The organism is Pseudomonas bubulae (genome assembly GCF_900618535.1).
GTDB lineage: Bacteria > Pseudomonadota > Gammaproteobacteria > Pseudomonadales > Pseudomonadaceae > Aquipseudomonas > Aquipseudomonas bubulae.
The window spans coordinates 95,054-113,002 of record NZ_UYJA01000001.1; the positions used below are offsets into that span (position 1 = coordinate 95,054).

The following is a 17,949-nucleotide window of genomic DNA, read 5'->3' on the forward strand; positions in this document are numbered from 1 at the left end:
TATGAGCCAACCGGCGTATTTCTCCCTGCGCGTAGCGCAAATTGTGACTGAAACCGCGGACTCCCGTTCCCTGGTGTTCGATGTCCCTGCGGCCTTGCGTGAGCAGTTTACCTATAAGTCAGGGCAGTTTCTGACCCTGCGCGTGCCCTTTGAAGGCGGCTGGTTGCCGCGCTGTTATTCGCTCTCCAGCACCCCGCTGGAGGACGAGCCCCTGCGCGTCACCATCAAGCAAGTACGTGACGGTCGTGCCTCCAACTGGCTGTGTGAGCAGTTGCGTGAGGGCGACCAGCTGGAAGTGCTGGCGCCGGCCGGGGTATTTGTACCGCGGCATTTTGACAATGACTTTGTGCTGTTTGGCGGTGGTAGCGGGGTCACACCGGTGCTGTCGATCCTGCGATCGGCGCTGATTGCCGGCACAGGCCGGATCCTGCTGATTTACGCCAATCGCGATGAAGCGTCAGTGATCTTTGCCGCCGAGCTTAAAGCCCTGGCCAGCGCCTACCCGCAACGATTGCAAGTGATCCACTGGCTGGACTCGGTCCAGGGCATACCGGCGGTGGCACAACTGGCGCAGATGGCACAGCCTTTTGTGCATGCCCAGGCTTATATCTGTGGCCCCGGCCCGTTTATGGATGCGGCCGTCAGCGCCTTGCACGACATCGGCATGGAGCACGGGCACATCCACGTCGAGCGTTTTGTCTCGCTGCCGGAAGAGGGCAGTGTGGCCGCTCCGGCACCGGTCAACACCGATGTGATCGGCAGCCAGCTGTCGGTGCGCCTGGACGGGGAGGAGTACGAAGTGCCCTGTGCAGAAGGCGAAACCCTGCTCAATGCCATGCATCGCGCCGGCCTGAAACCGCCCAGCTCCTGCCTGGTGGGTTCCTGCGCAACCTGCATGTGTACGGTTGAGCGCGGCAGTGTCGAAATGCTGCGCAATGATGCCCTGGACCCACAAGAACTCAATGACGGCTGGGTGCTGGCGTGCCAATCGGTGCCCAGCAGCGAACAGCTGCGCGTGTGCTTTCCCGAATAACCTGCCAGACGAGTGACCGATGACTTCCAGCCTGCAACAGAGCCTGCCGCGCTCGATCCCGCAACTGCTGTTCAACGCCTCGGTGCAGCATGCCGGGCGCACGGCCATTGAAGAACATGGCCAATGCATCGACTACAGCGAACTGCCGCGCCTGGCCCTGGGCGTAACCCGCAGCCTGATGGCTCAGGGCATTGGCAAGGGCGATCGGGTAGCGATCTGGGCACCCAACGGCCGGGACTGGATCATTGCCGCGCTGGGCATTCATTGCGCGGGGGCGGTCATGGTGCCGATCAACACCCGGATGAAAGGCCCTGAAGCGGCCGATATCTTGCTGCGCAGCGGCAGCCGTCTGCTGTTTGTGCAGCCGAGTTTTCTGGGCACCGATTACCTGGCTTTGCTCGCGCCCTATCGACCGGCCAGCCTCAAGTGCCTGGTGTTGCTGGGCGAAACCACGGCGGCCAGTTCCGCCGGCCTGGACTGGGACGGTTTTGTGGCCATTGGCGCGGCCACCAGCGAGTCTGCCGCGCTGTTGCGTGCAGCCAGCGTGAATAGCGATGACCTCAGCGACCTGCTGTTTACCTCCGGTACCACCGGCAAGCCCAAGGGCGTGATGAGCGCCCATGGTCAAACGATTCGGGCCTTTAGCGAATACGTGTCGGTGATCGGTTTACAGGCCGGTGACCGTTATCTGGTGATCAACCCGTTTTTTCATGCCTTTGGCTACAAGGCGGGGTGGCTGACCTGCTTGCTGGCGGGGGCGACCATCCTGCCGCACCCGGTGTTCGACGCCGAAGCGGTGTTCCAGCGCATTGCCGCAGAGCGCATCACCGTGTTGCCGGGGCCGCCGACCCTGTACCTGTCGATGCTGGCCCATCCCAAGCTGGCGGAAACCGACCTGTCGAGCCTGCGCATTGCCGTGACCGGCGCGGCGACGGTGCCGCCGATCCTGATCGAGCGCATGCGCAGCGAACTGGGGTTTGCGGTGGTGACCACGGCCTATGGCCTGACCGAATGCGGCGGCTTGGCCACTATTTGCGACCCTGCTGACTCGGCGACGATCATCGCCAGCACCAGTGGCCGGGCGATTCCGGGCACCGAGGTGAGCATCCGTGACCCGCAAAACCGGGCTTTACCGGCGGGCAGCACGGGGGAGATCTGCCTGCGCGGTTTTCATGTGATGCAGGGCTACTTTGAAGACCCGCAGGCCACCGCTGAAACCATCGACAGTGAAGGCTGGTTGCACACCGGGGATATAGGCCAGCAGGATGCTGCGGGCAATCTGCGCATCACCGACCGGCTTAAAGACATGTTTATCGTCGGTGGTTTCAACTGTTACCCGGCTGAGATAGAAGCCGGCCTGATGGAGCATCCGGGCATTGCCCAGGTGGCGGTAATCGGTATACCCGACGCGCGTATGGGCGAGGTAGGGTGTGCGTGCGTGGTGTTGCGTCATGGTGTGCAACTGGATGAGGCAGGATTGATCCAGTGGGCGCGTGAACATATGGCCAATTACAAGGTACCGCGTGTGGTGCGCTTCCATGACGCGCTGCCGGTGAATGCGTCGAACAAGGTGGCGAAGAATGAGTTGCGGGCGGGATTCATGTAACGGGCCACCTGTGCGCTCGCCCTCACTCTGGCCTCCAGGGCCGGGGTGAGGGGGGCTTTTTCGGACATAGAACCGGACATCGACAATGGCCATAACTGTCCCCTTTTGGCCTGCCTCCCTCTGTGATCGTGCCGGGCTCTCGGCAAGAATCAACCCCGTCACTCAATAACAACAAACCACTTCGTCCTTGCCCTTGGCCTTTTGCAGGCCGCTGCCGTGTACAGAACATAACAACGATCGATTTCACGCCGAATCCGGGGAACTGAGCCATGGACACTCTGAAACGCTTGATGAGCGCCACTGTTTGTGGGCTGACGCTGCTGGCCAGTGCCGTACAGGCCGAACAGCGCGAGCTGCGGGTGTATAACTGGGCGGACTATATCCTGCCGTCCGTGCCCAAGGACTTCGCCAGACAGACCGGCATCAAGGTCACCTGGGACTCCTTCGACACCAACGAAGCCCTGGAAGCCAAGCTCCTCACCGGCAACTCGGGCTATGACCTGGTGGTGCCGTCCAACCAGTTCCTCGATACCCAGATCAAGGCCGGGGTGTTCCAGAAGCTGGACAAGAGCAAGCTGCCCAACTGGCAGCACCAGGACCCGGCCCTGCTCAAGCTGCTGGACACCAATGACCCAGGCAATCAGTACGCTGTACCCTATATGTACGGTACGGTGCTGATCGGTTTCAACCCGGCCAAGGTCAAGGCTGCGCTGGGTGAGGATGCGCCGGTGGACAGCTGGGACCTGGTGTTCAAACCCGAAAACATGGCCAAACTCAAATCCTGCGGCGTGGCGATGCTCGATTCACCTTCGGAAATCCTGCCCTTGGCCCTGCACTATCTAGGGCTGGACCCCAACAGCCAGAACCCGGCCGATTATGAAAAAGCCAAGGCGCTGATGCTCAAGGTCCGCCCCTACGTGACCTACTTCAACTCGGCCAAGTACATGACGGATATCGCCAATGGTGACATCTGCGTGGCCATTGGTTATTCCGGCAGCTTCTATCAGTTCGGCAACCGCGCCAAAGAATCGGGCAACGGCGTGGTGGTGGACTGGCGCTTGCCCAAGGAGGGCGCACCGATCTGGTTTGACACCTTCGCCATCCCTAAAAGTGCAAAAAATGTCGAAGAGGCCCACGAATTTCTCAACCACCTGCTGGAGCCCAAGGTCATTGCCGGGATCAGTGATTTTCTGGGTTACCCCAATGCCAACAAGGACTCGCTGGCACTGATCAACAAGGACATCACTGGTAACCCCAACCTGACCCCGACCAGCGAGGCGCTCAAGTCGCTGTATGTGGTGCAACCGTTGCCGCAAAAAATGGAGCGCGTGCGCACCCGGGTGTGGACCAGCATCAAGTCGGACAAGTAACCCCTCGGAGGTAGTGCATGGGGGTTATCGTCAAGTGCCGGCCAGGTTCTTACACTGGCTGCACTTAATCGAACGACGAGAAAGCACCATGCGTATCCGTGAGCTTGGCATCACCATCGGTTCGGGCACCCCGGGGGCGTACAACGCCATCACCGACGTACCGGGTGTGCGAGTGGGTCATCACACCCTCAACGTTGAAAACGGCGATGTTTCCATCCATTCCGGTGTCACCGTGATTGAGCCGCGTGCGGGAGCCACCCACCTGCAACCCTGCTTCGCCGGCGTGCATGTGCTCAATGGCAACGGCGACGCCACGGGGCTGGAGTGGATTCGCGAAGCCGGTTTGCTGACTTCGCCGATTGCCTATACCAATACCCACAGTGTTGGCGTGGTGCGCGATGCGCTGGTGGCAGCCGAGCGTGAGCTGGGCAAGCAGCACACCTACTGGTGCATGCCGGTGGTGCTGGAAACCTACGACGGCACGCTGAACGATATCTGGGGTCAGCATGTCACGGCCGAGCATGTGCTACTTGCCCTGCAGGATGCCAGGACAGGCCCTGTGCAGGAGGGCAATGTGGGCGGTGGCACAGGGATGATCTGCCACGAGTTCAAGGGTGGCATTGGCACATCCTCGCGAGTGTTGAGCCCGGAGCAGGGGGGCTGGACCGTCGGTGCGCTGGTGCAAGCCAACTATGGTGTGCGCGAAGCCTTGCGGGTAGGGGGGTACCCGGTGGGTACCGTGCTGGATGACGTACCGTCCCCGTTTAAGAGCGAGAAAAATGTGGGCGTGCCGGGCATGGGTTCGATCGTGATAACCATCGCCACCGATGCGCCGTTGTTGCCGCACCAGTGTACCCGTCTGGCGCAGCGTGCCAGTGTCGGGCTGGCGCGAGTGGGGGGCGGCACTGAAGACTCCAGCGGCGATATTTTTATTGCCTTTGCGGTGGGCAACAGCAATTTGCCGGCGGCCAACTTCGGCCATCCGGGTGAGCCGACCACGGCATTGCAGATGGTCAACAACGATTACATCTCGGCGCTGTTTGTGGCGGCGGCGGATGCGGTAGAGGAGGCGATACTCAATGCCATGCTCGGTGCGGATGACCTGAGCGGATGTGGCAATACCGTGCTGGCGCTCAAGCCCGAGCGGTTGCTGGCAGCGTTGCAGCAGGTGGGCTGGAAAGCCTCCTGAGGGCTGCCTCAACCTTGCGTAGCAGCTGCCGTAGGAACGAGGCTGCGTTCCTCGGCAGCTGCTACGGGGATTTGCCCTTACAGTTTCGGCAACTGCCCCACCCGGGCCATCATCTCGGTGACGATCTGCAGGTCCAGCATGAACTGCTCCACGGTCTTGAACTCGTTATCGGTATGCCCGGTGTATTTCACATCTGGCATGGCCAGGCCGAATTGCACGCCATTAGGCAGTTCATGCACCGAGGTTGCACCCGCCGAAGTACCGTACGTGTGCTCCATGCCCAGGTTTTCGCTGGCTACCGCCAACAGCGCCTTGACCCACTCACCCTCGGGGTTGCGGTACATCGGCTCGGCAATCGAGTACTCGAAACTCACCGGTACCTGCTGACTCTTGCTCCAGGCTGTCAGCTTCTCGGCAATCTGCGCTTTCAGTGCCTCCGGCGACTTGCCCTTGGGCACGCGCAGGTTGACCGCCAGCTTGAGCGCTTTGTCGTCCAGCCCCACAAAGGTCAGTGAGGTGGTCAGCGGCCCCATAAAGTCATCGGCAAAACCGACCCCCAGCTTGCCGCCCTTGTAGTCCAGGCCCCAGTTGTCGGCAGCATAGTGCGCTGCTTCGGTAATGTGGTTGTGCTTGAGGGCGATAGGGTCGTCGACGCTACTGATAAAGTCGAGCATCCGTGCCACCGGGTTGACCCCCGACTCGGGCTCTGAGGAGTGGGCAGAAACCCCGGTTACGGTCAGCACGACATCCTTGCCAACCACCTTGGCATTGACCTCGAAATCACCGCCATTGCGTTTGGCATATTCTGCACCGGCCTTGTTCAGGCTGGCCGCCAGCTCGGCGGGTTTGTCGGTCACCAGGGTTGCTACCGAAGTCGACGGGATCTGGTTGGTCGCCATGCCGCCGGTCAGCGAGACGATTTCGGCGCCCTGGCCTTCGCCCTTGCGCCGGGCAAAGGTGGCCATAACGGTGCCGTAACCTTTTTCGGCAATCACCACCGGGTAGCCGCCATCCAGCGCCAGGTTGTAGTTGGGCACCGGGTTGTGTTCGAAGTAATAAGGAATGGCATCACCGCTGGTTTCTTCGGTGGTGTCGATCAGCAACTTGAAGTTCCTGGCCAGTGGCAGTTGTTCTTCCTTGATGACTTTCATGGCGTACATCGCCACCACGATGCCGTTTTTGTCATCCTCCGTACCGCGCCCGTACATACGGTCACCGATCAGTGTGACCTTGAACGGGTCGAGTTGGGTGCCGTCCTTGAGTACCCAGTTTTCCGGGGTTACCGGCACTACGTCGGCGTGGGCATGAATACCGACCACTTCATCGCCACTGCCTTCGAGGGAGACTTCATAGACACGGTTGTCGATATTGCGAAAGTTCAGGTTAAAGGCCTTGGCCAGATCCTTGATCTTGTCGGCGATCTTGAGAAATTGCGGGTTCTCGTACTGGGGCACGTCGTCCAGGTTGACGGTGGGGATGGCCACCAGTTCACGCAGGGTGTCGGTAGCCGCCTTGCCGTATTTGAGCCGGGTATACAGACCCAGCAGGCGATAGATCTCGTTCTGTTGCTCGGGGGCCAGTGCCTTGTTGTCGAGAAAGGCGCTGATGGTCGGGCCGAGATTATCTTTTTGCGCCAGCTCACTCTTGGCCAACGCCCCCAGAAACTGACGGAAGTCAGTGACATGGGTGTCGCTGAACGTCTTGAGGATGACAGCACTCTGTTGCGGGGTGATGGTGGCGTGGGCTGCAGTGCTGAACGCAGCGAGGCTGGCCATCATCATGGTTGCAGCGGCCAGTTGTTTAAGTGAAAAGTCCATTTTGCAGGGCGTTCCTGTACAGGTCGTTGGATGGAAACATGAAGTAAGTGAAACAAAACATTTCCAAACTTACACTGCGAGGCGCTGCCACGTTAAGCGCTTTTTATTCTTGAGCCTGCAAAAACAGCGAGAACAGTTCGGACTGTGACTTGATTCCCAACTTGCCGTACATGTGCTTGCGATGGACCTTGACGGTCTCCGCAGAAATTGCCAGTTTTCGGGCGATTTCCTTGTTCGAACAACCACTTAGCAGCAACAGGGCGACTTCCATTTCGCGTGCGGTCAACGGCGAGGTCAACTGCTCGGCAGCCGCTTCAAGGCGGCTTTGCCAGTTGGGCGTGAGCTCCGGTGCCTCCTTGGGGTCGCGCTCAAAAACCAGGCGCTGGCGCATCAAGGCGGCCACCCACGGCTGCACCAACCCCAGCAATGCACTCTGTTCCAGGCTGAAACGGCACTGGCTGCCCAGTGACAGGCTCAGGGTGCGTTGATTGTCGAGTTGCACATTGATATGCACCTCGTCGGTAACGATATTCAGGCGGAAATAACGCTGGTAGTAGTCGGTCTGTTCAAAGCATTCGGGGGCCACGTCCTGCAGGCGGAACAAGCCGCTTTGCGGTGCTTCACGGTTGGCGATATAAAACGGGTCCAGCAGGTAAAGCCCCTTGAGGTAGTCCTGGAACAGCGAATCCATGCCACCGTCTGCACCGGGGGACTCGGCCAGAACCTGTGGCTTGCCAGCGCTGTAGATCAGCACCACCCAGTTGTCCACGGGTACATAGCGGCCCAGCAAACGTACCAGCGCAGTCCAGAAATTGGGCCGGTCCAGGGTTTCGATCACGCGGCCCATCGCGTCATGCCAGGCCACATCCTGCAAGGTCAGATTCATCTCACTACCCACCGGGTGTTACCCCATCGAAGTCATTTATTGGCGCGGTGCCGCGCACCATACTCGGCTCATCCCACCCTGCAAGGATCCGAGATGAACATTGAACTGGTGCAACTGGCAGGCCGTGACGGCGACACCGCTTATAACCTGTCGCGTACATTGAGCGCCATCGCCAGCTGCGCTGACGATACTGCGCTGCTGGTATTCCCGGAGACCCACCTGACCGGCTTTGTCGGCGGCCAGCAACTGGCGCAGGTGGCGGAGCCATTGACCGGCCCGACCCTGGGTGCGGTATTGCAGGCCGTACGCGAACGTGGAGTCAGTGTGGTGGTGGGGCTGGCGGAAAATCATCACGGCACCTTCTATAACACCTCGGTACTGGTCACGCCCGAGGGGATCGCCTTGCAGTACCGCAAGACCCATTTGTGGCCAAGTGAACGCGGCGACTTTACCCCCGGCGACCGTTTTACCACCGTGCTTTGGCAGGGTGTGCGGGTTGGCCTGCTGATCTGTTATGACATTGAACTGCCGGAAACCGGCCGAGCACTGGCGCAACTGGGGGCTGAACTGATCATTGCCACCAACGGCAATATGGACCCCTACGGCCCGGTGCATCGTACCTCGATCATGGCCCGTGCCCAGGAGAACCAGGCGTTTGCGGTGATGGTCAATCGCGTCGGTAGCGGGGATGACGGGCTGGTGTTCGCGGGTGGCAGCATGGCGGTCGATCCGTTCGGGCGGGTGTTGCTCGAGGCCGGGCGCGATGAGATTCGCCATGTTGTAGCGCTGGATCTGGATCAGCTCAAGGCTGCCCGGCGAGACTACGACTACCTCAAGGATCGTCGCTTGCTGCTGTCGGGTGAACAGATTGAGCACCCGGACGGGCGTCGCGAACTGTTGATCGGAGCCAGCCAATGAAGACTAAAAACACGACGGGACTTGCCCTGGCTGCGCTATTGGGTTGCAGCCTGGTTCACGCCGCCGAACCTCAGGTGAATATCTACAACTGGTACGACTTTATCGCTCCGGACACGATGAAAAACTTCCAGGCCGAAACCGGCACAGCCTCGATGTACGACGTGTTCGACAACAGCGATGTGATGCAAAGCAAGCTGATGGCCGGTCGCAGCGGGTATGACGTGGTTGTGGCCACCGGTGACCTGCTACCCAACCTGATCAAGGCCGGGGTGCTCAGGAACTCGATCGGGGGCAGTTGCCCAACCTCGCACACCTGGACCCGGCCATCCTTGCCAAGATGCAGAGCAATGACCCCGGCAATCGTTATGCCGTGCCGTATTTGTGGGGCACGACCGGGGTGGGTTATGACGTCGACAAGGTCAGGGCGATACTTGGGCCGGATGCGCCGGTGGATTCCTGGGACTTGATCTTCAAGCCCGAGAACCTGAGCAAATTGAGCCAGTGCGGTGTAGCCATGCTCGATGCCCCCGGTGAAATCATTCCAATTGCGTTGCACTACCTCGGCTTGCCATACAACAGCAGCGACCCCCGGGACTATGCCAAGGCCGAAGCGTTGCTGCTGACGTTACGTCCTTATATCCGCTATTTTGACTCGTCGAAATTCATTACCGACCTGGCCAATGGCAACGTCTGCGTGGTGCTGGGTTGGGCAGGCGGGGTGCAAGACGCCAAAACCGCCTCGCAGGTGGCCGGCAATGGGCGCAACATCCGCTACAGCATCCCCCGTGAAGGGGCGCCGATCTGGGTTGAGAGCCTGGTGTTGCTCAACGACGCGCCCAACCCGCAGCAGGGGCTGGCCTTTATCGACTACATGCTGCGCCCGCAGGTGATAGCCCGGACTTCGACCTACCTCAAATATCCCAATGCGAACCAGGACGCCAGGCCACTGATGGCCCCGTCGTTGCGCGATAACCCGGATATCTACCCTGACGAGAAAGTCATGGCCACTTTGTTCCCGCTGGAGCCGTTGCCGCTCAAGCTTGAACGGGTGCGCACGCGGGTGTGGAGCAAGGTTAAAAGCGGAACGTGAAGCCAAACTTTGTCGATACTCTGTGACAGGTCAAGCCCTATTGTGGGAGCGAGCCTGCTCGCGAACGACCTTCGCGAGCAAGCTCGCTCCCACAGTTGCAGTTTCCTGTAGCCGCTGTCGAAGGAACAGGCAACTGCTACGGTTTGTGGGTGTTAGCCGTTTCAGGCCTGCAACTGCGGCTCACGAACGCTCCTGGCCCTGGGCATCGCCGGCAACACCGCCTCCTGCAAGGTTCGCGCAGCCGGGTGAGTAAAGCGCATCTGCGCCGTGACCGGCAGGTCTTCCACCAGCTTGCCGTCTGCCAGTACTACCACCCGCTGGCAAAAACGCTGCACCAGGCTCAGGTCATGGGTGATCAGCAAAAAACCGGTGCCGGACTCGCGCCGTACCTGTGCGAGCAAATCCAGAATCTGCACTTGCAACACCCGGTCAAGGTTGGACAGGGCTTCGTCGAGGATAATCAGCTGCGGGCCGATCGCCATGGCCCGGGCAATACCGGCGCGCTGCAGTTGCCCGCCGCTCAGTTGTGCCGGGAGCTTGTCGATGTCACGGGCCTCAAGCTGGACTTGCTGGAGCAATTGCTCAACCCGGGCCCTGCACGCCGAGGCGTCCATGTCTGAAAGATGGCGCAAAGGCTCGGCAATGCTCCAGCCAATGCTGCGCTGGGGATTGAAAGCGCTGAGGGCATCCTGAAAGACCATCTGCACACGCTGTAAAAACGGAGGCTGACCCTTGAACACAATGCTGCCCTGGTCGGCGCTTTCCAGCCCCATCAGCAGGCGCGCCAGGGTGCTTTTACCGCTGCCGCTACCTCCCAGCAGGCCAAGGCTTTGACCTTCGTGCAGGTCCAGATTCAAGCCGCTCAGCACCTGTACCCGATGCCGTTTGCTGAACAGCCCGCCAGCGCTGTAACCGTGCTCAAGGTCGCGTACCTGAATAAAACTCATGGCGCGCAGCTCTCCATTGTCAATGAGTGGTGTGCTGCCAGCAGCGTGCGTGCTTCCTGGCTTTGCGGTGAATTGAACAGCCGGTGAACATCGGCCTGTTCGACAATACGGCCGTGGGCCATGACGCTGACCTGATCGGCGCAGCGCGCCACCACGCCCATGTCATGGGTGATCAGCAGCACGCCAAGGTTGCGCTGCGCTACCAGCCGTTCCAGCAGGTCGAGAAAACGTGCCTGCGCCACAACATCCAGATCGCTGGTAGGTTCGTCAGCCAGCAAAAAACGGCTGTCGGCGAGCAGGGCCAGGGCGATCATCATCCGTTGCAGCATGCCGCCGCTCAATTGAAAGGCAAATGAGTCGAGCACCCGTTGAGCATCGTGCAGGCCCACTTCCTGCAAGGTGCTCTGAATCAGCTGCTCGGCCTCGGCACCGTGCAGGTCGCGGGTCTGGAGGGTTTCAAGGGCATGCTGGCGCAGTGAGCGTACCGGGTTGAAGGCGCTGCGCGGGTTCTGCAGCACCAATGCCACTTCGCGCCCGCGTAGTTGCGCAGCATCCACCACCTGGCCATCCAGCAACAGGGTGGCGCCGCTGCTGTGTACGCCAGGAGGCAACAAGTCGAGGATGCCCAGGCTGGTTAGCGATTTTCCTGAACCGCTGGCACCGACCAGCGCATGCACCTGGCCGGCCCTGAGGGTCAGTTCGGCCCGGTCGACCAGGGTGCGTTGCCGGTGTTTGAGGGTCAGGTCGCGAATCACCAATGTGTGTTTCATTCCTTGATCTCCGCCAGTACGCTGGGGTCAAGGCGGTCGCGCAAGGCGTCGCCCAGCAGGTTGAAGGCCATCACCGAGATAAAGATCATCAGGCCCGGCCACAGCAGCAACTGCGGCTGGGTCCAGATAAATTCCTTGGCATCGTTGATCATCACGCCCCACTCGGGGGTTGGCGGGCTGACGCCCAGACCCAGAAAGGACAAGCCCGAGACGTGCAGCATCATGTGGCCAATGTCCATCGACGCCAGCACCAGCAGTTGCCCCACGACGTTGGGCATCACATGCTGGCGCAGCCGGGTCAGGCGCGAGGCACCGGCCAGTCGTGAAGCCAGCACATAATCCCGGTTACGCTGGGCCAGCACCATGCCGCGAACCATCCGCGCATACCAGGCCCAGTGGGACAGCGCGATGGCGATGATCACATTGGTCAGGCCGGTACCCAGCAAGGCGATCAGGAAAAACGCCAGCACCAGGGTGGGGAAGGTCAGGAACATGTCGCACAGGCGCATCAGGAACATGTCGAGCTTGCCGCCGACTATCCCGGCGATACCGCCAATCACCACGCCCAGCACCAGTACCAGACCCAGCACCAGCACCACGCTGCCCAGGGACAGTTGCGTACCGACGATCAGGCGCGAGAGCACGTCGCGCCCCAGGTGGTCGGTGCCCAGCCAATGGCTGGTACTGGCGGGCAGCAAACGCTCGTCCAGATTCACCAGGGTGGCGTCGTAGGGTGCCAGCCAGGGGCCGAACAGCGCCATCAGCAACAGCAGGGCAACCAGCCCGTAGCCGATGCGCGCGGCGTATTTTTTGCCGGTATAGACCGCCGCTATTGCGCTCATGCCATCACCCCCGAGAAACGTGTGCGCGGGTCTAGCCAGGCGTAGCAGATGTCCACCACCAGATTGCACAGCACCAGCAGTGTGGTCAGCAGCAGGGTGAAGCATTGCATCACCGGGAAGTCACGGTTGAGCACGGCGCTGACCGCGAAGCGGCCAACGCCGGGCCAGGCGAAGATGGTTTCGATCACCAGGGCACCTCCGAGCAACTCGCCAATGTGCATGCCGGTGGCGGTCACCAGCGGCATCCAGGCATTGCGCAGGATATGGTCGCGCCATACACGCTTTTCGTTCAGGCCACGGGCCCGGGCATAAAACACGTGTCGATGCTCACGCACATCCAGCAGGCTGGCGCGCAGCAGGCGGGCGTTGATCGACATCGACATCAGGGCAATCGCCAGTACCGGCATCAGCAGATGCTGCGGACCACCACGGCCCATCGGCGGCAACCAGCCCAACCACAGCGAGAACAATGCAATCAGCAAAAAAGCCAACCAGAAATTGGGCATGGAAACACCGATAAAGGTGATGAAACGCACCACCTGGTCGGGCCAGCGACCTTTCCAGCGGGCCGCCGCCAGACCCAGCGGAATGCTCATTACCAGCGTGGCAAGCAGCGCCAGACCACCCAGCTGAAGGGTGGCGGGCAGGTAATAGAGGATGTCATCGAGCACCGGGCGCCCGGTGATATAGGAGGTGCCGAAGTCCAGGTGCACGGCGTTCCACAGCCAGGTGAGGTACTGCTCGGGCAGTGGCCGGTCCAGGCCCAGTGCGTGGCGTGCCTCGGCCAGCGCAGCGTCGGTTGGAGGGATCTGCGACAGGCGCAGGTAGTCCAGGGCCGGGTCGCCATTGCCCAGGTGCAGCAGGACAAAGACGATCAGTGACACCCCCAGCAGCACCGGGATCAGCAGCACAAGCCGCAGGATAATATAGCGCAGCATGGTTTATGGCTTCCCTGTGGTGGGGTGCATCACTTCGAACGGCACATCAAACAGCGTGCTGCCGAATTGAACATTGTCGACGTTTTTTCCGCTGACACTGATGGCCGTCAGGTGTGAGATCGGCAGGTACACGGCCTGATCGTGCAGGGTGGTGAGGATCTCGCGGTAATCGTCAGCGCGCTTGCCCTCGTCGGTTTCGCCCAGTACTTCGGCGATTTTCCGGTCGATGGCCGCCTTCATCGGCAGGCCGAGCTGGGCCATGTAGTCGGCGTGTCCGGCGTAGCGCATGGAGCTGACAAACGAGTGCGGGTCATAGGGAGCGCCCCAGGTATCGGCGAAGATCATGCCGAACTTGCCCTCGCGCTGGCGCTGCACCAGGGCACCGTCTTCTTCGGCGCGCAACTTGACGTCGATGCCGACCTTGGCCAGTTCGCCCTGAATGATTTCGGCGAGGTTTTTTTGCAGGGCACTGGGGCCCAGAAACACCAGTTCGATACTTAGCGGCTGGCCGTTTTTTTCACGAATGCGTTTGCCTTCAGGGACTTTCCAGCCTGCCGCTTCCAGGTTTTTTTTGGCCTGTTCGGGGTCGTAGGGCAGTGCCTTGAGGCCCAGGTCGGCATACGGCATGTTGCTGGCGAACAGCGCATCGGCCCGCGGCTCCTGGCCATGCAGCACCTTGGCAATGATAGTGTCCTTGTCCACGGCCTGATTGATCGCCTGGCGCACGGCCAGTTCATTGGTCGGAGCCAGGCCGGTGTTCATTGCCACGGTACGGGTGGCCAGCGGTGCGGAAATGGCCGTCTTGAAGCCCGAATCGCGCAGGCGCACAAAGGTGCCGGGGGAGATTTCGCCGTCGGCACCCTGAATCAGATCGATTTCACCGGTTTGCAGGGCAATGGCGCGGCTGTCCGGGTCGGAGATGACTTTCACCATTACCGAACCATAGCCCGGTTTGGGCCCCCAGTAGTGCGGGTTGCGCTCGAAGCGGTCGAACTCGCCACGGCGGGTTTGCGTCAGTACCCAGGGCCCGGTGCCCACCGGCACGCCGGGCTTTGCCTCGGGGGCGGCAAAGCGCAACGGGCGAACCTGCGCCAGTTCCATCAGGGTCGGGTAGTAGGGGTGTTTAAGCACCAGCACCAGGGTGTGCTCGTCCGGTGCTTCGACACGCTCCAGGGTGGAGACCAGCTCCATCCACTGATGACGCTTGCTGTTGGCGAGCACCGCGTCGAGGTTGGCCTTGGCTGCGGCTGCGTTGAACGAACTGCCGTCACTGAAGGTCACACCGTCGCGCAGGGTGAAGGTGTAGGTCTTGCCATCTGCTGACACTGTCCATGACGTGGCCAGCCAGGGTTCCAGAGTGCCTTGGGCGGTGTAGCGCACCAGCGGTTCATAGACCATGGCCTGGGCATACATCTGGTTCGGCGAATAGCCGCGAGGGTCCAGCGGCCCGGCATTGGTTGGCCACGAGTAGGTCAGTGTGGGGGCCGCATCGCCCGCCCATGCAGTCGACAAGCCTGCGCTCAGGCAGGCTCCAATCATCCATAAGGTCAGCTGTTTTTTAGTCCATGACTGCTTCACACTGCGTCTCCCTCAGTTGATGGCCAGTGGCCTGATCAGATGCTGGGTATGAAGTCTATGTCAAAAGTTCATAACTGCGAGGCCGATTAGATGCAGAGGGTCACTATTTCGCTGGACGATGCTTTATTGGCCGAAATTGATGAGCGCGTTGGCACCCACGGCTACCAGGGGCGCTCCGAGGCCATCCGCGATCTGTTGCGCGCCGGCCTGCTGGAACCGGAGCAGGGCGACCCGCAAAGCGCTTGCGTGGCAACCTTGAGCTACGTCTATGACCACGCCACCCGGGAGCTGTCCAAGCGTCTGAACACGGCCTTTCACGAGCACCATGACCTGACCCTGTCGACGCTGCATGTGCATCTGGACCAGGGCAAGTGCATGGAAGTCTCGGTGCTCAAGGGCACGGTCGGCGAGGTGGCGCAACTGACGCGCCAGGTGATGGCCGAGCGCGGAGTGCGCCATGGCAGCGCGCAGATTATTCCATTGGGAGATCTCGAGTAGCGCTGGGTCAGTGCTTGAGTGTCCAGCGGGCGCAAAGAATGCGCCTTAGAAATCCCAGCGGGTATTGACCATTACATTGCGCGGGTCACCGTAATACGCCGTGTTGTAGAAGCCGATATTGGTGTAGTACTGCTTGTCGAACAGGTTGTTGACGTTGAGTGTGGTGGACAGGTGCTCGCTGACCTGGTACTTGGCCATTGCATCGACCAGCCAGTAAGCGTCCTGGCTGAAGTCCTGGTACTGGTCCTTGGCGCGGTTGTAGATGTTCTGCCAGCTGCGGTTCTGCCAGCGCGCGCCGCCACCGATGGTCAAGCGGTCCAGCGGCCCCTTGAATTTATAGGTGGTGTAGAGGCTCAACTGGTCTTCGGGCTCCCAGGTCGAGATTTTTTCGTCGTCGCTGCCGCGAATGACCTTGTGAGTAAAGCCGGCCTGGGCCTGCCAGCCCGGTGCCAGTTCGCCGGACATCTCGGCTTCGAAGCCCTTGGCCTTGGCCTTGGTGCCGACTGATGCATAGAGGATCGACGGGTTGGTCGGATCGGCGTTGTACTCGGCGTCCGGTTCGGCGCGGTTGCTTTCATGTACCTCGAAATAGGCCAGGCTGGTGTTCAACCTGCCGCCATAAAACTCGCCCTTGATTCCCACTTCGTAGTTTTTGCCTTCATCGGGCTCAAGCACTTTGTTGTTGCGATCGCGGTTGTAGGTTTGCGGCATGAAAATGTCGGTATAGCTGGCATACGCGGTGAAGTTGTCGTTCAGGTCGTAGGTCACACCCACGTAAGGCACGAGGCGGCCGGTCTCGGTGGTGTGGTAATCCCCGGTCAGCCAGTAGTTGGCCAGCCGTGTGCCCAACAGCAGGTTAAGGTCGTCGGTCAGGTTGAAGCGTGCGCTGATGTAGCCTGCGGTCTGGCGTGTGGTGGTGTCGTTGTATTGGGTCGGTGCGCCCCAGTCCGGCTCGGTGGTCTTGCCGTCGAAGTTCCAGAAATCAATGACGTTGGCGCTGAGGAAGGTCGGGTTGCCGTAGTCCTTGCCTTGCCAGTGGGCGCTGGAGGCCGATGCGCCGATCACCAGTTCATGCTCGCGGCCAGCCAGGCTGAAGGGGCCGCTGAAGTAGGCATCGGCGGCGTCGGTGCGGGTGTTCCCGGTGAATTTGTTGGCATAGATCGACGACAGGCCGGTGGCCGGGAAGGGGCCGCTCATGACCGAACCCAGCGGCGCATCGTAGCTGTTGACCTGATGGGTCAATTGGCCCTTGCCGACCCAGCCGTTGGCGAAGCTGTGCTCCAGGGTCGCGAACACGCTCTGGGTGGTCTGCTCCCAACGGCTCCAGTTGGCGCCGTTGTTGTACGAGCGCTTGACGTCGATACGCTCGCCGTTGCGGTCGAACAGCGGGCGGCTGCCCGACCAGCCCGAGGCGTGGGGGTCGTTGTTCTGGTAATCAAAGCCCAGGGTCAGGAGGGTGTCATCGCTGAGGTCGGCTTCGAGGGTGCCGAAATAGACCCCGGTCTTGCGCTCATAGCGGTCCATGAACGAGTGCTTGTCCTGGTAGGCCGCCACGGCACGGCCGCGAATGTTGCCGCTGTCGGTCAGCGGGCCGCTGACGTCAACCTGGGTGCGGTAGTTATCCCAACTGCCGGCACCGACATCGATGCTGGCCTTGAATTCGCGGGTCGGCTTTTTGCGGATCAGGTTGATCGTCGCCCCCGGGGCTCCGGCACCGGTCAAGAGGCCCGTGGCGCCCTTGAGGATTTCCACGCGGTCGTAGATGGCCATGTCACTCAGGGTCTGGCCCGAGGAGTACGCCGAGTTGCGCAGGGTGGGAATGCCGTCGTACTGGAAGTTCTCCACCGAGAAACCGCGGGCATAGTAGTTGGTGCGCTCGCTGTCGAAGGTCGAGACGGTGATGCCAGGGGTATGGCGCATCACCTCGTCGATGGAGTTGAGGCCGAAATCATCCATATGCTGGCGGGTAATCACGGTGATCGACTGCGGCGTTTGCCGTGGCGTCAGTACCATGCGTGTGGCCGTGGCGATGGTGCCGGGGGTATACGAGCCGCTGCCTTCGGTGATGGTCCCTAGCTGGTTGGAGGTAACCTGGGTGGCCTGCAATTGCAGTTCACCGTTGCCTTGCGCTGGTCTGGCAACAACCCGGTAACCGTCGCCGTCAGTGACCGCCTGCAGGCCCAGCGGGGCGAGCAGCCGTTGCAGGCCTTCGTCGACGGCAAAGTTGCCGCTCAAGCCACTGCTGCGCATACCGGTTGTCAGGCTCGAATCCACCGCGATCATCACCCCGGACTGTTGGCCAAAACTGCCCAGCACCGCGTCCAGGCTGCCCGGCGCAATGCTGTAGGCATGCTCGCTGCCTGAGGCTGCGAATGCGCCTTGGCTGGCCGTGGCAATGGATAAACCGAATACAAAGGTGCGCAAGGCACCGGCGAGGGGGGTAAGTCGGCTGTGCATAAAGACTGTC

Annotated in this window: 14 protein-coding genes and 1 pseudogene; 7 read left to right on the forward strand and 8 right to left on the reverse strand. The window is 60.9% G+C overall.

The features are described 5' to 3' along the window. The first annotated feature begins 1 nt into the window (after window position 1). From PPTH39_RS00435 to PPTH39_RS00450, 4 genes are all read left to right on the forward strand, one after another. Complete coding sequence (locus PPTH39_RS00435; RefSeq protein ID WP_095038883.1) at window positions 2–1,033, forward strand: ferredoxin--NADP reductase; 1,032 nt, start codon at window positions 2–4, stop codon at window positions 1,031–1,033. Window positions 1,034–1,052: 19 nt separating this feature from the next. Next, window positions 1,053–2,639 (forward strand): FadD3 family acyl-CoA ligase, encoded by a 1,587-nt coding sequence (locus tag PPTH39_RS00440; protein WP_095019854.1) that lies wholly within the window; start codon window positions 1,053–1,055, stop codon window positions 2,637–2,639. A gap of 269 nt (window positions 2,640–2,908) precedes the next feature. Then, complete coding sequence (locus PPTH39_RS00445; protein ID WP_095000079.1) at window positions 2,909–4,009, forward strand: polyamine ABC transporter substrate-binding protein; 1,101 nt, start codon at window positions 2,909–2,911, stop codon at window positions 4,007–4,009. Window positions 4,010–4,097: 88 nt separating this feature from the next. Continuing rightward, window positions 4,098–5,198 carry a DmpA family aminopeptidase gene (locus PPTH39_RS00450; RefSeq protein ID WP_095018487.1) on the forward strand — a complete coding sequence of 367 codons (1,101 nt, stop codon included), beginning with the start codon at window positions 4,098–4,100 and terminating at the stop codon, window positions 5,196–5,198. Window positions 5,199–5,275: 77 nt separating this feature from the next. Here the strand turns inward: PPTH39_RS00450 and PPTH39_RS00455 are convergent, their stop codons facing one another. Together PPTH39_RS00455 and PPTH39_RS00460 are read right to left on the reverse strand one after the other, a co-directional pair. Continuing rightward, on the reverse strand, window positions 5,276–7,015 hold the full coding sequence (locus tag PPTH39_RS00455; RefSeq protein WP_130871370.1) for a dipeptidase: 1,740 nt from the start codon (window positions 7,013–7,015) through the stop codon (window positions 5,276–5,278). 103 nt (window positions 7,016–7,118) lie between these two features. Beyond that, complete coding sequence (locus PPTH39_RS00460; RefSeq protein ID WP_095000082.1) at window positions 7,119–7,901, reverse strand: helix-turn-helix transcriptional regulator; 783 nt, start codon at window positions 7,899–7,901, stop codon at window positions 7,119–7,121. A 93-nt stretch (window positions 7,902–7,994) separates the two neighbouring features. Here PPTH39_RS00460 and PPTH39_RS00465 point away from each other — a divergent pair, with 93 nt between their 5' ends. Next, entirely contained in the window at window positions 7,995–8,819 is an 825-nt protein-coding gene (locus PPTH39_RS00465) for a carbon-nitrogen hydrolase family protein (protein WP_130871371.1), read from the forward strand. Continuing rightward, a pseudogene (locus tag PPTH39_RS00470) lies at window positions 8,816–9,909 on the forward strand (polyamine ABC transporter substrate-binding protein). Before PPTH39_RS00465 ends, PPTH39_RS00470 begins: the two are co-directional and overlap by 4 nt. Window positions 9,910–10,070: 161 nt before the next feature. Here the strand turns inward: PPTH39_RS00470 and PPTH39_RS00475 are convergent. From PPTH39_RS00475 to nikA, 5 genes are read right to left on the reverse strand one after another with little or no spacing between them, the layout of a single operon-like run. Further along, window positions 10,071–10,856: an ATP-binding cassette domain-containing protein gene (locus tag PPTH39_RS00475; protein ID WP_095000085.1), complete on the reverse strand. Its 786-nt coding sequence runs from the start codon at window positions 10,854–10,856 to the stop codon at window positions 10,071–10,073. Then, window positions 10,853–11,626: an ATP-binding cassette domain-containing protein gene (locus PPTH39_RS00480; RefSeq protein WP_095000086.1), complete on the reverse strand. Its 774-nt coding sequence runs from the start codon at window positions 11,624–11,626 to the stop codon at window positions 10,853–10,855. Before PPTH39_RS00480 ends, PPTH39_RS00475 begins: the two co-directional genes overlap by 4 nt. Continuing rightward, entirely contained in the window at window positions 11,623–12,468 is an 846-nt protein-coding gene (gene nikC / locus PPTH39_RS00485) for a nickel ABC transporter permease subunit NikC (RefSeq protein WP_095000087.1), read from the reverse strand. Before nikC ends, PPTH39_RS00480 begins: the two co-directional genes overlap by 4 nt. Further along, window positions 12,465–13,406, reverse strand: a complete 942-nt coding sequence (nikB, locus tag PPTH39_RS00490) for a nickel ABC transporter permease subunit NikB (RefSeq protein ID WP_095000088.1) — start codon at window positions 13,404–13,406, stop codon at window positions 12,465–12,467. Before nikB ends, nikC begins: the two co-directional genes overlap by 4 nt. A 3-nt stretch (window positions 13,407–13,409) precedes the next feature. Next, entirely contained in the window at window positions 13,410–14,984 is a 1,575-nt protein-coding gene (gene nikA, locus PPTH39_RS00495; RefSeq protein WP_130871372.1) for a nickel ABC transporter substrate-binding protein, read from the reverse strand. 90 nt (window positions 14,985–15,074) lie between these two features. On the opposite strand from nikA, the gene nikR reads away from it, so the two are divergent. Continuing rightward, window positions 15,075–15,482 carry a nickel-responsive transcriptional regulator NikR gene (gene nikR, locus PPTH39_RS00500; RefSeq protein WP_095000090.1) on the forward strand — a complete coding sequence of 136 codons (408 nt, stop codon included), beginning with the start codon at window positions 15,075–15,077 and terminating at the stop codon, window positions 15,480–15,482. A gap of 45 nt (window positions 15,483–15,527) precedes the next feature. On the opposite strand, the gene PPTH39_RS00505 is transcribed toward nikR, so the two are convergent. Then, window positions 15,528–17,939: a TonB-dependent siderophore receptor gene (locus PPTH39_RS00505; RefSeq protein WP_130871373.1), complete on the reverse strand. Its 2,412-nt coding sequence runs from the start codon at window positions 17,937–17,939 to the stop codon at window positions 15,528–15,530. Window positions 17,940–17,949: the final 10 nt, after the last annotated feature.

Coding starts and splice junctions, on each gene's coding strand:
- nikB (WP_095000088.1), bottom strand. CDS start 13,406: ATGCTGCGCTATATTATCCTGCGGCTTGTGCTGCTGATCCCGGTGCTG.
- PPTH39_RS00465 (WP_130871371.1), top strand. CDS start 7,995: ATGAACATTGAACTGGTGCAACTGGCAGGCCGTGACGGCGACACCGCT.
- PPTH39_RS00480 (WP_095000086.1), bottom strand. CDS start 11,626: ATGAAACACACATTGGTGATTCGCGACCTGACCCTCAAACACCGGCAA.
- nikC (WP_095000087.1), bottom strand. CDS start 12,468: ATGAGCGCAATAGCGGCGGTCTATACCGGCAAAAAATACGCCGCGCGC.
- PPTH39_RS00450 (WP_095018487.1), top strand. CDS start 4,098: ATGCGTATCCGTGAGCTTGGCATCACCATCGGTTCGGGCACCCCGGGG.
- PPTH39_RS00460 (WP_095000082.1), bottom strand. CDS start 7,901: ATGAATCTGACCTTGCAGGATGTGGCCTGGCATGACGCGATGGGCCGC.
- PPTH39_RS00505 (WP_130871373.1), bottom strand. CDS start 17,939: ATGCACAGCCGACTTACCCCCCTCGCCGGTGCCTTGCGCACCTTTGTA.
- nikR (WP_095000090.1), top strand. CDS start 15,075: ATGCAGAGGGTCACTATTTCGCTGGACGATGCTTTATTGGCCGAAATT.
- PPTH39_RS00475 (WP_095000085.1), bottom strand. CDS start 10,856: ATGAGTTTTATTCAGGTACGCGACCTTGAGCACGGTTACAGCGCTGGC.
- PPTH39_RS00455 (WP_130871370.1), bottom strand. CDS start 7,015: ATGGACTTTTCACTTAAACAACTGGCCGCTGCAACCATGATGATGGCC.
- PPTH39_RS00445 (WP_095000079.1), top strand. CDS start 2,909: ATGGACACTCTGAAACGCTTGATGAGCGCCACTGTTTGTGGGCTGACG.
- PPTH39_RS00440 (WP_095019854.1), top strand. CDS start 1,053: ATGACTTCCAGCCTGCAACAGAGCCTGCCGCGCTCGATCCCGCAACTG.
- PPTH39_RS00435 (WP_095038883.1), top strand. CDS start 2: ATGAGCCAACCGGCGTATTTCTCCCTGCGCGTAGCGCAAATTGTGACT.